The sequence below is a fragment of the Streptomyces sp. D2-8 genome (assembly GCF_023184515.1).
In the GTDB taxonomy this organism is placed as follows: Bacteria; Actinomycetota; Actinomycetes; order Streptomycetales; family Streptomycetaceae; genus Streptomyces.
The window spans coordinates 41,380-53,946 of sequence record NZ_JAAHBP010000015.1 but is presented as its reverse complement, the minus strand read 5'-3'; the positions used below and the strand labels follow the sequence as shown (position 1 = coordinate 53,946).

Genomic DNA, 12,567 nt, shown 5'->3' with positions numbered 1-12,567 from the left:
GTACGTATGGAAGCCGACGTTATACGTAAAACCTAGGGTAGGGGCATGGCCACGGGATACCTGGAGATCCTTCGGGCGCGACACGCCGCCCGGTTGCTCGTCGGCACGCTCGTGGGCCGGCTGCCCAATGCCACGGGGGCCATCGCGATCCTGCTGTTCGTGCGGGCCGAAGGCGGTTCGTACACCCTCGCGGGGGCGCTGGCGGGCGTGTACGGCGTCGCCAACGCCGTCGGTCAGCCCGTGCTGGGCCGGATCGTGGATCTGCGCGGGCAGCCGCGTGTGCAGCTGCCCGCGGCTGTGCTGTCCGCGCTGGCCATGGCCGTCTTCGCCTTCTCCGGCATCGGGACGCTGCCGCTCGCCTACGCCGCCGTCGCCGGTGCCGGGCTCTTCACACCGCCCCTGGAGGGCGGCCTGCGGGCGCTGTGGCCCTCCGTGCTGCGCAGGGAGGACCAGGTGCACACGGCGTACGCCATGGACGCCGTGGCGCAGGAGGTGATGTTCACCGTCGGGCCGCTGCTCGTGACGCTGTGCGTGTCCCTGTGGTCGGCCCAGGCCGCGCTGCTCGTGCTGAACGTGGTCGGGGTGCTGGGGGCGCTGTCCGTCGTGGTGTCGGAGCCCTCGCGGGCCTGGCGGTCGGCGCCGCGCGAGGCGCACTGGCTCGGCGCGCTGCGCTCCCCGGGGCTGCTCGCGCTGCTCGCGGCGTTCCTGTTCATCGGGATGGCGCTCGGATCCATCACGGTCGCCTCGGTGCCCTACGCGGACGACCACGGCGGGGACGCCGTGTACGGCTGGCTGATGGCCGCCCTGGGTTTCGGGGCGCTGGTCGGCGGTGCCGTCTACGGGGCGCGGCAGTGGGCCGGTGAGCCCGCGCGGCGACTGCGGGTGCTGGTGGGCCTTCTGGTGGTGTGTTACCTCCCGCTGATGCTCATGCCGGACGCCGTGCCCATGGTGGCGCTCACCGCGCTCGCCGGTGTCTTCCTCGCGCCCGCCATCGCCTGCGCGTTCGTCCTGGTCGACCGGCACGCGCCGCGCGGCACGGTCACCGAGGCGTTCTCCTGGCTGGTGACGACGTTCACCGTGGGCCACTCGGTCGGAACGGGCGTCGCGGGGCCCGTGGTCGAGGCGGGCGGGGCCCTGTGGGGCTTCGCCGTTCCGGGTGTCGCCGGTGGCGTGTCTCTGCTGGTTTTGACCGCCACAGGACGGGTAGTCGCAGCTCCCGGCCAGGGAGCGGTTGTTGCGGCCGGTTCGGAAAATGATCCAAACCGTGCCGTCGAACCCCGTTTCAGTTCAGGGGATCGGGCGTAATGTTCCCTCATGGACCGCCGCATTTTCGGGCTGGAGAACGAGTACGGCGTCACGTGCACGTTCAGGGGACAGCGCCGCCTGTCTCCTGACGAGGTGGCGCGGTACCTCTTCCGCCGTGTCGTGTCATGGGGCCGCAGCAGCAATGTCTTTCTGCGAAACGGCGCCCGCCTCTATCTCGACGTGGGATCGCATCCGGAATACGCGACACCGGAATGCGACAACGTGACCGAACTGGTCACCCACGACAAAGCAGGCGAGCGCATTCTCGAAGGACTCCTGGTGGACGCCGAACGACGCCTGCACGAGGAGGGAATCGCGGGCGACGTCTACCTCTTCAAGAACAACACCGACTCGGCGGGCAACTCGTACGGCTGCCACGAGAACTATCTGGTCGCCCGGCACGGGGAGTTCTCCCGACTCGCGGACATTCTCATCCCGTTCCTGGTCACACGGCAGTTGCTGTGCGGTGCCGGCAAGGTGCTGCAGACGCCGCGCGGAGCCGTGTACTGCGTCAGTCAGCGGGCCGAGCACATCTGGGAGGGCGTCTCCTCGGCGACGACCCGCTCCCGGCCCATCATCAACACGCGTGACGAGCCGCACGCGGACGCCGAGCGCTACCGCCGCCTGCACGTCATCGTGGGCGACTCCAACATGTCCGAGACGACCATGCTGCTCAAGGTCGGTGCCACCGACCTGGTGCTGCGCATGATCGAGGCGGGCACGGTGATGCGGGACCTCACCCTGGAGAACCCGATCCGGGCGATCCGTGAGGTCAGCCACGACATCACCGGCCGCCGCAAGGTGCGCCTGGCCAGCGGACGCGAGGCCTCCGCCCTGGAGGTGCAGCGCGAGTACTACGAGAAGGCCCTGGACTTCTGCGAGCGCCGGGGCATCCGCACCGGCACCGTCGACCAGGTCCTTGAGCTGTGGGGCCGCACGCTGGACGCGATCGAGGCCGAGGACCTCGACCGTATCGGCACCGAGATCGACTGGGTCATGAAGTACAAGCTCCTCGAGCGGTACCGCGCCAAGCACAACATGACCATGTCGCACCCGCGGGTCGCGCAGATAGACCTCGCCTACCACGACATCCACCGCCGTCGTGGCCTGTACTACCTGCTCGAGAAGAAGGGCCAGGCGGCCCGCATCTGCAACGACTTGAAGATCTTCGAGGGCAAGTCCGTTCCGCCGCAGACCACTCGGGCCCGGCTGCGCGGCGACTTCATCCGGCGGGCCCAGGAACAGCGCCGTGACTTCACGGTGGACTGGGTTCACCTCAAGCTCAACGACCAGGCTCAGCGGACCGTGCTGTGCAAGGACCCGTTCCGTTCCGTGGACGATCGGGTGGAGAAGCTGATCGCCGGAATGTGAGCCTGTTCCGGCCCGTCCGAAAAGCCGGTGCCCGGGGGTTCTCGTACCTCCGGGCACCGGCTTTTCCCGCCTGGTTCCGCCCGGCCGGGAGTGGCCCGGGCGACGTCGTGTCGCGCGGTGAGGGGAGTGAGGAGCGGGTACGCCGTAGAGTGGCGGCCATTGCCCCCCACCCCCGATCCCAGTTGGACTGATGAACTACAACACGAAACGACGCGTGGCCGCGCTGCTGGCCGTTCCCGCCCTGTTGTTCACCGCCGCGTGCGGATCGGACGACGGGAACAACGGCGACGCGGCGGGAGGCGTCGCCGAGGTCAAGGGCAAGGTCGGGGCGAAGCCCGAGATCTCCGTGCCCAAGGACGGCAAGCCGTCCGACAAGACCGTGGTCAAGACGGTCTCGGCGGGCAGTGGATCGCCGATCAAGGGCTCGGACTTCGTCCGGCTGGACTGGACCGTCGAGAAGTGGGGCGGCGACCAGGAGCTCGGCGGCACCTGGGCCGCGGGAGCGGCGGGTGACAAGGCGCCCCGGCGGCAGTCCATCGAGCAGATCGGCAAGCAGAGCCAGCAGCTGCCCGAGAAGGTCCTCGACGCCGTGAAGGGCAAGAAGCCCGGCAGCCGCGTCCTGGTGCAGGGCACCGCGGGCGATCTGATCGGTCAGGGTCTGAACACCTCCTCCGGGATCTCCGCGAAGGACGTGCTGATCTGGGTGGTCGACCCGGTCGGTGCCGCCAGTGTCGACACCAAGGCCGAGGCGAAGGGCGAGCAGGCGCCCTCCGAGCCGGGCATGCCCGAGGTGAAGTCCCCGTCGCAGAAGGCCGCGGTCATCACGGTCCCCAAGGGCGAGAAGGCTCCCAAGGACCTCAAGGAGCAGGTGCTGATCAAGGGCGACGGCAAGAAGGTCGAGGCCGGCCAGGGGCTCATCGCCCAGTACACCGGGGTCAAGTGGGAGGACGGTAAGAAGTTCGACTCCTCCTGGGACCACGGCGGGGCCACCGCCTTTCAGATCGGCAACGGCTCCGTGGTGGCGGGCTGGGACAAGGGCCTCGTCGGCAAGCACGTGGGCGACCGCGTGCTGCTGGTGATCCCGCCCTCGCTCGGCTACGGCGCGAGCCCTCAGAGCGAGCTGGCCAAGAACACACTGGTCTTCACGGTGGACATCCTCGGCACGGTCTGACCCGGCCGGTCTGTGAGACTGTCCCCGACGCAGGTCACGTAACAAGGAGAGATGAAGTGAGCATCGACAAGCCCGAGATCGACTTCCCGGGCGGCGAGCCCCCGGCGGACCTCGAGATCAAGGACATCTGGGAGGGCGACGGCCCGGTCGCGCAGGCCGGCCAGACCGTCACCGTGCACTACGTCGGTGTCGCCTTCAGCACGGGCGAGGAGTTCGACGCCAGCTGGAACCGCGGTACCCCGTTCCGCTTCCCGCTGGGCGGCGGCCGGGTCATCAAGGGCTGGGACCAGGGCGTACAGGGCATGAAGGTCGGCGGCCGCCGCCAGCTGACCGTCCCCGCGCACCTGGCCTACGGCAACCAGAGCCCGACCCCTCTGATCAAGCCGGGCGAGACGCTGATCTTCGTGGTCGACCTGCTCGGGGTCTGAGCAAGCTCCGACCGGACTCGATCATGTGGGGCCCATGCCTGTTCGGGCATGGGCCCTCGGCTTTTGCCGTGCCACCGTGTGGCGGTACGGTCATCGCTCGTAAGCACCATAGGGAGGCGAAGCGCGTCGATGGCCATTGCCAAGGCAGAGCGGCTGATGAACCTGGCGCTGTGTCTGCTCGGGACGCGGCGGCCGCTCAGCAAGCGTGAGCTGCGCGACTCCATCGAGGCCTACGTCGAGGCCTTCGGGCCGGGCAACGGCGCGACCGGCTCCGATGATTCCTTCAACCGCATGTTCGAGCGCGACAAGGACGACCTGCGCGAACTCGGGCTGGTCATCGAGACCGTGGAGAACCTCGACGGCGAGGTCGGCTACATGGCCCGCCGTGACAGCAACCGCCTCCCGCCCATCACCCTGGACGCCGAGGAGGCCGCCGCCCTCGGGCTCGCCGCCAAGGTGTGGCAGCAGGCCCGGCTCGCCGGAGCGGCCAGCGGCGCCCTGCAGAAGCTGCGCGCGGCCGGACTCCCCGAGGACGTCGACCCCTACGGCTCGCACGGCGCGCTGGAGCCGCGCATCCCTGTGCACGAGGCCGCCTTCGAGCCGCTGATGCTGGCCTGCCGGGACCGCCGGCCCGTCGCCTTCGACTACCGCAAGGCCACCGCCGCCCGCCCCGAGCAGCGGCACGTGGAGCCGTGGGCGCTGGAGTGCTGGCGGGGCCACTGGTACCTGGCGGGCTGGGACCGCGACCGGGCCGCCGAGCGGGTCTTCCGGCTGTCCCGGATCACCGGCAAGGTCCGCTCGCGCAGCGGCCGGTACACCGCCGACGTGCCGGACGTCGTCACCGTCCGGGAGACCGTCGCGGGCTGGGCCGGGGAGATCGCCGACCGCTCCGCGCGGATCCGGCTGCGCACGGGCGCGGGGTACCCCCTTCGGGCGAAGGCCACCTCCGTCCGGGAACTCGGCGACGGCTGGGACGAGTTGGAGATTCCGTACGGCCACGGGCTGGACGCCTGGCTGGTGGAGTTCGGGCCGGACGTGGTCGTCCTGGAGCCCGCCGAGCTGCGGGGTGACGTGGTGGACCGGCTGCGGGCCGTGGCCAAGGGCTGAGGGGGAGCGGAAAGACAGTGGCAGGCAAACCGGTCAGGCCCGTGAACGCCATCGACCAGACCCGGCGGATGCTCTCGCTGGTGACGTATCTGAAGGAGCGCCCCGGAGCCCGGGTCGAGGACGTCGCGCGCGCCTTCGGCATCAGCGAGGACGAACTGGTCTCCGACCTCGACGTGCTGCCCATGTGCGGCACCAGCTTCCGCGGCGGCGACCTGCTCGACATCGACACCGACGGCGAGCGCATCTGGTGGCACAACCCGGCCGCTCTCGCGGCGGAAGCCGCCGAGCCGCTCCGGCTCGCCGCCGACGAGGCCACCGCGCTGCTCGTCGCCGCCCGGGCGGTGTCCACGCTGCCCGGACTGCGCGAGAGCGACCGGCAGGCGCTGCTGCGGGCGACGGCCAAGGTGGAGACCGCGGCCGGCGAGGCGGCGGGCGCCAGCTCGCGCCTGTCGGTGACCTTCGAGTCCGAGGGCGGTGTCTTCGCGGACGTCGACCGGGCGATCGCCGAGCGCCGCCGGCTGTGGATCCGCTACTACTCGCCCGCGCGCGACGAGGTCACCGAGCGGGAGATCGACCCCATCCGCCTGGTCAGCGTGGGGCACACCTATGTCGAGGCCTGGTGCCGTCGCTCCGAGGCGCGCCGCACCTTCCGGCTCGACCGGGTCGCCGAGATCAAGATCCTGGACGAGCCGTCGGCGCCGCCCGAGATCGAGCTGCGGGACCTCTCGGAGGCGCTGGTGCAGCCCGCGGCCGAGGACCCTGAGGTCGTGGTCGAGGTCGGGCCCGGCGGCCGCTGGGTCGCGGAGTACTACCCGCACGACAGTGCGGATGAGCTCCCGGAGGGCGGGCTCCGTATCACTCTGCGGACCCCCGACCCGGCGTCGCTCCGGCGCCTGGCACTGCGGCTCGGGCGGGACGGCCGGATCGTCTCGCCGCCGGAGCTCGCCGACAGCGCCCGGCAGGCGGCCCGCGAGGCACTGGCGGCGTACGACGGGATCGAGGCCGGGTCGACGGCTTCCGCCGTGGAGGCCGACGTGCGTGGACCGCACGCGGTGCACGCGGTTCCGGACGGGCCGGGCGACGGACCCGATTGAGCCACCGGCGCCCACCGGGGTCCACGGCCGGGCGTGGCCGGATTGCGACACCGGCCGCGGCGCCCCGGAGGCGAACGACCCCAGAAAGAGGAGCGAGGGCTTGAACGAGTCGGCGACGTCCGGTGGTGTCGGGGGCATGACGGTGGAGTCCGCGTTCGCCGGGATGAGAAGCGTGACCCCCGTCGTGTTCAGGGCGGGCTGCCCCGACTGCCGGGAGCGCTTCGAGCTCGCCGCGGGCGCCCTGCGCCTGGCCATCGGCGCCACGAGCCGCACCACCTTCTACTCCTTCACCTGCCCGGAGTGCGGCGCGTCCGTCCGCAAGCCGGCGGGGGAGCGGATCGTGGAGCTGCTCACCGGCGGCGGTGTGCGGACCCTGCGGCTGCACTCCACCGTCTAGCGCCCCGGCACTAGTGGGTCGGGGCGTTCGCCCGCTCGGGACGGTCTAGGCTCGACGTCATGTTCTGGCCGATGTTCGCGGTTGCCGTGGGTTTCGTGAGTCTCGTCGTACTCGGGGTGCTCGCCGTGCGGGTCTTCGTGGCGGCACAGCGCCTGGGCAGGCAGGTCACGGACTCGGCGCGCCGTATCAACCGGGCCGCCGAGGATCTGGAGCGGGCGGCGGAGAGCGCGGCCCGTTCCGTGGACGCTCTGTGAGCCGTCCCGAGGGCGGCTGTGAGTCGCGCTTTGGGGCAGTTCGCCCTGTCACGTCGGTGGTTCGGGCAGGTACGCTGCTGGTCGCGGCCCGGTTAACGAGGCACTGGTCGCGGACGGGAGTACGCACAGGGGATGCAGAGGGATTGCCTCACGTTTACCCCCGAGCGTTACGATCGCTGCCAGCACGATCGTTCGGACATGTGTCCGACCGGTCGGACAGCGCACCCCACCACAGCCGCCTCGGTGAGAAGGTAAAGACTTATGTTCGGAAGGCTCGGAGCCCCCGAGATCATTCTCATCCTCGTCGTCATCATCCTGCTGTTCGGCGCGAAGAAGCTTCCGGACATGGCTCGGTCGCTCGGCAAGTCCGCCCGCATCCTCAAGAGCGAGGCCAAGGCGATGAAGGACGAGAACAAGTCGTCCACGACCCCGGCCGGCCCGCCGAACAACGACGAGCCCTCGCAGCGCACCATCCAGGCGGCGCCCGGTGACGTGACCAGCTCGCGCCCGGTCAACGAGCCCACGGACACGACCAAGCGCTGACGCAGGGCCGGTGACCTCCGGCCCGCCGCACGAGATGGGAACGTGGGTTGCTGAAGTCTGCCCGCAAGCAGGAGAGGGATCCCGAGGGGCGCATGCCCCTCGCGGAGCACCTTCGCGAGCTCCGCAACCGGCTCGCCAAGGCGATGCTGGCGATCGTCGCGGTCACGGTCGTCGCCGCCTTCTTCTACAACGACATCATCAACTTGATCACCAAGCCGATCCTCGACTCGGTCGGCTGTGACAAGACCTTCCAGGAACTGGCCAGGTCGCAGTCCTCGAAGCCGTGTGCGCAGATCACCATCAACGGTCTGATCACCCCCTTCACACTGGCGCTGAAGGTGTCGCTGATGGCCGGTGTCGTGCTGGCCTCGCCGGCCTGGCTCTACCAGCTGTGGGCCTTCGTCGCGCCGGGTCTGCACCGGCACGAGAGGAAGTACGCCTACGCCTTCGTCTGCACGGGCGCCCCGCTGTTCATCACCGGCGCCTACTTCGCCTACACGGTGCTTCCCACCACCGCGCGGGTGCTCCTCGAGTTCACCCCGGGGGGCACGTCCAACCTCCTCCCGCTGGACGACCTGCTCGACCTGGTCATGCGGATGGTCATCGTCTTCGGCCTCTCGTTCGAGCTGCCCCTGCTGCTGATCATGCTCAACCTCACCGGGGCGCTCACCGGCAAGCGCATGCTCGGCTGGTGGCGCGGCATGATCATGGGCATCACGGTCTTCGCGGCCATCGCCACGCCCAGCACCGACCCGCTGACCATGCTGATGCTCGCCGGGCCGATCTGGATCCTGTACTTCGCCGCCGTCGCCTTCTCCCTGCTCAACGACCGCCGACGCAGCCGCCGCGAGGCCCTGGGCCCCGCCGACGACGAGGCCTCCGAGCTGGACCTGACGCCCGACGACATCGGCGAGATCGAACCCGTGACCACCAGCCGGGCCGCCCTGCCGGAGCAGGCGAGTGCGGACCGCTCGGACCGGGTCAACGGTTATGACGACGTGACCTGAAGATCGGCGGGCAGCTCGTAGGGTCGGTCGTGTGACCAGCGAGATCACCCTCTTCGTCAACCCCACCGCGGGCCGCGGCCGGGGCGCCCGCGCGGCGCAGCCGGCCGCTTCCGCGTTGCGGGCGGCCGGCTTCTCGGTGCGGACGGTCCTCGGGGAGGACGCCGCGGACGCCCTCGTGCGCGCGCGTGCGGCCGTCCAGGGCGGTACCGGAGCGCTGATAGCCGTCGGCGGTGACGGGATGGCGGGCCTCGCGCTGCGGGCGGTCGCGGGCACGCGCACCCCGCTGGGCCTGGTCGCCGTCGGCACCGGCAACGACTTCGCCCGCACCCTCGGCCTGCCCGTGCGGGAGCCCGCCGCCGCGGGCCGCATGATCGCCGACGCCCTCAAGTGCGGCCGGCTCCGCGACATCGACCTCGGGCAGGTCGGCGACCGCTGGTTCGGCACCGTCCTCGCCTCCGGCTTCGACTCCCGCGTCAACGACCGCGGCAACCGCATGCGGTGGCCCACCGGCCGCCTGAAGTACGACCTGGCGATGATCGCCGAACTCGCCGAGTTCCGGCCCGTCCCGTACCGGATCCGGCTCGACGACGGCGAGGTCCGGGAGGTCGAGGCGACCCTGGTGGCCGTCGGCAACGGCTCCTCCTACGGCGGCGGCATGCGGATCTGCCCCGGCGCCGACCTGACCGACGGGCTGTTCGACGTCACGGTGGTCGGGGACTGCAGCCGGTCGACCCTGCTGCGGGTGTTCCCGAGGGTGTACCGGGGGACGCACGTCGATCATCCGAAGGTGACCGTGCTGCGGGCGGCCCGGGTCGAGATCGCCGCCGAGGGCATCACCGGCTACGCCGACGGGGAGCCGCTCGGCCCGTTGCCGCTGAGCGCGCGCTGCGTACGCGGGGGAGTGCGGGTCGTCGGCCCCTGAGCTGCGCCGATCCCAGGTTCCACAGCAACGGATCCGGATAATGATCGTCCTGTTGTCAGTGCGGCCCGGTACGCTCGAAAGCACGATGACAGAGGACCTCTCACCGGCCGAGCGGTACGCGGCAGCCCGTAAGCGCGCTGCCGAGCAGGCCACCGCGCTCGCCCCCTTCCGCGAGATGTACGACTTCGGCCTCGACCCCTTCCAGATCGAGGCCTGCCAGGCGCTCGAGGCGGGGAAGGGCGTGCTGGTCGCCGCGCCCACCGGCTCCGGCAAGACGATCGTCGGCGAGTTCGCCGTCCACCTCGCCCTCGAGCAGGGCAGGAAGTGCTTCTACACGACCCCCATCAAGGCGCTGTCGAACCAGAAGTACGCCGACCTGTGCCGCCGCTACGGCACGGACAAGGTGGGCCTGCTCACCGGCGACAACAGCGTCAACTCCGAGGCGCCGGTGGTCGTGATGACCACCGAGGTGCTGCGGAACATGCTGTACGCCGGTTCCCAGACCCTCCTGGGCCTCGGCTACGTGGTCATGGACGAGGTGCACTACCTCTCCGACCGGTTCCGGGGCGCCGTCTGGGAAGAAGTGATCATTCACCTTCCCGAGTCGGTCACGCTCGTCTCGCTGTCGGCCACGGTGTCGAACGCCGAGGAGTTCGGCGACTGGCTCGACACGGTCCGCGGCGACACCGAGGTGATCGTCTCCGAGCACCGGCCGGTGCCGCTGTTCCAGCATGTGCTCGCCGGACGGCGGATGTACGACCTGTTCGAGGAGGGCGAGGGCCACAAGAAGGCCGTCAACCCCGACCTCACGCGCATGGCGCGCATGGAGGCGAGCCGGCCGTCGTACCAGGACCGCCGACGCGGCCGGCTGCGCGAGGCCGACCGCGAGCGCGACCGCAGGCAGCGCTCCCGGGTGTGGACGCCGAGCCGGCCCGAGGTCATCGAGCGGCTCGACGCCGAGGGGCTGCTGCCCGCCATCACCTTCATCTTCAGCCGCGCCGCCTGCGAGGCCGCCGTCCAGCAATGCATGTACGCCGGGCTCAGGCTCAACGACGAGGAGGCGCGCGAGAAGGTCCGCGCCCTGGTCGAGGAGCGCACGGCGTCCATCCCGCGCGAGGATCTGCACGTCCTCGGCTACTACGAGTGGCTCGAGGGCCTGGAGCGCGGCATCGCCGCCCACCACGCGGGCATGCTGCCGACCTTCAAGGAGGTCGTCGAGGAGCTGTTCGTGCGCGGTCTGGTCAAGGCCGTGTTCGCGACCGAGACCCTCGCCCTCGGCATCAACATGCCCGCCCGCTCGGTGGTGCTGGAGAAGCTCGTCAAGTGGAACGGCGAGCAGCACGCGGACATCACCCCGGGCGAGTTCACCCAGCTGACGGGCCGTGCCGGGCGGCGCGGCATCGACATCGAGGGCCACGCCGTGGTGCTCTGGCAGCGCGGTATGAGCCCCGAGCACCTCGCGGGCCTGGCCGGCACGCGCACGTACCCGCTGCGCTCCAGCTTCAAGCCGTCGTACAACATGGCGGTCAACCTGGTCGAGCAGTTCGGGCGGCATCGCTCGCGCGAGCTGCTGGAGACGTCGTTCGCGCAGTTCCAGGCGGACAAGTCGGTCGTCGGCATCTCCCGGCAGGTGCAGCGCAACGAGGAAGGGCTGGAGGGCTACAAGGCCTCCATGACCTGCCACCTCGGCGACTTCGAGGAGTATGCGCGACTGCGCCGCGAACTGAAGGACCGGGAGAACGAGATCGCCCGGCAGGGCGTGGCCCAGCGGCGCGCGGAGGCCGCCGTCGCGCTGGAGAAGCTGAAGCCCGGTGACGTCATCCACGTGCCCACCGGCAAGTACGCCGGCCTGGCGCTGGTGCTGGACCCGGGCCTGCCGGCGGGCCGTTCGAACGGCCACCGCGGCTTCGAGCACCACGACGGGCCGCGCCCGCTGGTGCTGACCGCGGAGCGGCAGGTGAAGCGGCTGGCGTCCATGGACTTCCCGGTACCCGTCGAGCCGCTGGAGCGGATGCGGATCCCGAAGTCCTTCAACCCCCGCTCCCCGCAGTCCCGTCGGGATCTCGCGTCGGCGCTGCGCACCAAGGCCGGGCACATCCCGGCCGAGCGGCACCGCAAGCGGCGCTCCCAGGCGGCCGACGACCGTGAGATCGCCCGGCTGCGGACCGCGCTGCGCGCGCACCCCTGCCACGGCTGCAACGACCGTGAGGACCACGCCCGTTGGGCCGAGCGGTACCACCGGCTGATGCGCGACACCTCGCAGCTGGAGCGGCGGATCGAGGGCCGTACGAACACGATCGCCCGGACATTCGACCGCATCGTGGCGCTGCTGACCGAGCTGGACTATCTGCGCGCCGACGAGGTCACCGAGCACGGCAAGCGGCTCGCGCGGCTCTACGGCGAGCTGGACCTGCTCGCCAGCGAGTGTCTGCGCGAGGGAGTCTGGGAGGGCCTCGGCCCGGCCGAACTGGCCGGGTGCGTCTCGGCGTTGGTGTTCGAGTCGCGGGTCGCGGACGACGCGATGGCCCCGAAGGTGCCGTCCGGGAAGGCCAAGGCCGCGCTGGGCGAGATGGTGCGGATCTGGGGGCGGCTGGACGCGCTGGAGGAGGAGTTCCGGATCACCCAGACCGAGGGCGTCGGGCAGCGCGAGCCCGATCTCGGCTTCGCCTGGGCCGCGTACATGTGGGCCTCCGGGAAGGGACTCGACGAGGTGCTGCGCGAGGCGGAGATGCCGGCGGGGGACTTCGTGCGGTGGTGCAAGCAGGTCATCGACGTGCTGGGGCAGATCGCTGCGGCCGCCCCGCACGGTTCCAGTGTCGTGAAGAACGCGCGCAAGGCCGTTGATCTGTTGCTGCGGGGTGTTGTCGCCTACTCGTCGGTGGGGTGAGCTTGTTGCGCGGGTGCCGGTCGTCTGTGGTTGCTCGCGTCCCCGCGGCGGAGCCGCACATGTGACACAGTCCCGCGCCCC

12 protein-coding genes are annotated in these 12,567 nt (G+C 70.7%); all 12 read left to right on the top strand.

Annotated features, from left to right (window positions below):
* The first annotated feature begins 45 nt into the window (after nucleotides 1-45).
* The 12 genes from G3I77_RS25390 (at nucleotide 46) to G3I77_RS25335 (ending at nucleotide 12,486) form a co-directional block, all read left to right on the top strand.
* A complete protein-coding gene (locus G3I77_RS25390; protein WP_248507426.1) occupies nucleotides 46-1,305 on the top strand; it encodes an MFS transporter in 1,260 nt (419 codons plus the stop codon).
* A gap of 9 nt (nucleotides 1,306-1,314) precedes the next feature.
* A complete protein-coding gene (gene pafA, locus G3I77_RS25385; protein WP_248507424.1) occupies nucleotides 1,315-2,676 on the top strand; it encodes a Pup--protein ligase in 1,362 nt (453 codons plus the stop codon).
* A 190-nt stretch (nucleotides 2,677-2,866) separates the two neighbouring features.
* Entirely contained in the window at nucleotides 2,867-3,847 is a 981-nt protein-coding gene (locus G3I77_RS25380) for an FKBP-type peptidyl-prolyl cis-trans isomerase (RefSeq protein ID WP_248507423.1), read from the top strand.
* Between the two features lie 56 nt (nucleotides 3,848-3,903).
* Nucleotides 3,904-4,275 carry an FKBP-type peptidyl-prolyl cis-trans isomerase gene (locus G3I77_RS25375; RefSeq protein ID WP_248507422.1) on the top strand — a complete coding sequence of 124 codons (372 nt, stop codon included), beginning with the start codon at nucleotides 3,904-3,906 and terminating at the stop codon, nucleotides 4,273-4,275.
* A 129-nt stretch (nucleotides 4,276-4,404) separates the two neighbouring features.
* Nucleotides 4,405-5,382: a YafY family protein gene (locus tag G3I77_RS25370; protein WP_248507421.1), complete on the top strand. Its 978-nt coding sequence runs from the start codon at nucleotides 4,405-4,407 to the stop codon at nucleotides 5,380-5,382.
* Nucleotides 5,383-5,399: 17 nt separating this feature from the next.
* Nucleotides 5,400-6,476 (top strand): WYL domain-containing protein, encoded by a 1,077-nt coding sequence (locus tag G3I77_RS25365; RefSeq protein WP_248507420.1) that lies wholly within the window; start codon nucleotides 5,400-5,402, stop codon nucleotides 6,474-6,476.
* Nucleotides 6,477-6,576: 100 nt separating this feature from the next.
* Nucleotides 6,577-6,873, top strand: coding sequence for a phage terminase large subunit family protein (locus G3I77_RS25360; protein ID WP_248507419.1), 297 nt, complete (start codon nucleotides 6,577-6,579; stop codon nucleotides 6,871-6,873).
* Between the two features lie 59 nt (nucleotides 6,874-6,932).
* Nucleotides 6,933-7,127, top strand: coding sequence for a hypothetical protein (locus G3I77_RS25355; protein ID WP_248507418.1), 195 nt, complete (start codon nucleotides 6,933-6,935; stop codon nucleotides 7,125-7,127).
* A 261-nt stretch (nucleotides 7,128-7,388) separates the two neighbouring features.
* On the top strand, nucleotides 7,389-7,670 hold the full coding sequence (gene tatA / locus G3I77_RS25350; protein ID WP_033311911.1) for a Sec-independent protein translocase subunit TatA: 282 nt from the start codon (nucleotides 7,389-7,391) through the stop codon (nucleotides 7,668-7,670).
* Between the two features lie 47 nt (nucleotides 7,671-7,717).
* Nucleotides 7,718-8,677, top strand: coding sequence for a twin-arginine translocase subunit TatC (gene tatC / locus G3I77_RS25345; RefSeq protein ID WP_248507417.1), 960 nt, complete (start codon nucleotides 7,718-7,720; stop codon nucleotides 8,675-8,677).
* A gap of 31 nt (nucleotides 8,678-8,708) precedes the next feature.
* Nucleotides 8,709-9,599 carry a diacylglycerol kinase gene (locus G3I77_RS25340; RefSeq protein WP_248507416.1) on the top strand — a complete coding sequence of 297 codons (891 nt, stop codon included), beginning with the start codon at nucleotides 8,709-8,711 and terminating at the stop codon, nucleotides 9,597-9,599.
* A 40-nt stretch (nucleotides 9,600-9,639) separates the two neighbouring features.
* Nucleotides 9,640-12,486 carry an RNA helicase gene (locus tag G3I77_RS25335; RefSeq protein ID WP_248507414.1) on the top strand — a complete coding sequence of 949 codons (2,847 nt, stop codon included), beginning with the start codon at nucleotides 9,640-9,642 and terminating at the stop codon, nucleotides 12,484-12,486.
* Nucleotides 12,487-12,567 lie beyond the last annotated feature (81 nt).

What these genes read in the sequence shown, in the direction of transcription:
- G3I77_RS25390 (WP_248507426.1), top strand. Translation starts at nt 46, where the DNA reads ATGGCCACGGGATACCTGGAGATCCTTCGGGCGCGACACGCCGCCCGG.
- pafA (WP_248507424.1), top strand. Translation starts at nt 1,315, where the DNA reads ATGGACCGCCGCATTTTCGGGCTGGAGAACGAGTACGGCGTCACGTGC.
- G3I77_RS25380 (WP_248507423.1), top strand. Translation starts at nt 2,867, where the DNA reads ATGAACTACAACACGAAACGACGCGTGGCCGCGCTGCTGGCCGTTCCC.
- G3I77_RS25370 (WP_248507421.1), top strand. Translation starts at nt 4,405, where the DNA reads ATGGCCATTGCCAAGGCAGAGCGGCTGATGAACCTGGCGCTGTGTCTG.
- G3I77_RS25355 (WP_248507418.1), top strand. Translation starts at nt 6,933, where the DNA reads ATGTTCTGGCCGATGTTCGCGGTTGCCGTGGGTTTCGTGAGTCTCGTC.
- tatA (WP_033311911.1), top strand. Translation starts at nt 7,389, where the DNA reads ATGTTCGGAAGGCTCGGAGCCCCCGAGATCATTCTCATCCTCGTCGTC.
- G3I77_RS25335 (WP_248507414.1), top strand. Translation starts at nt 9,640, where the DNA reads ATGATCGTCCTGTTGTCAGTGCGGCCCGGTACGCTCGAAAGCACGATG.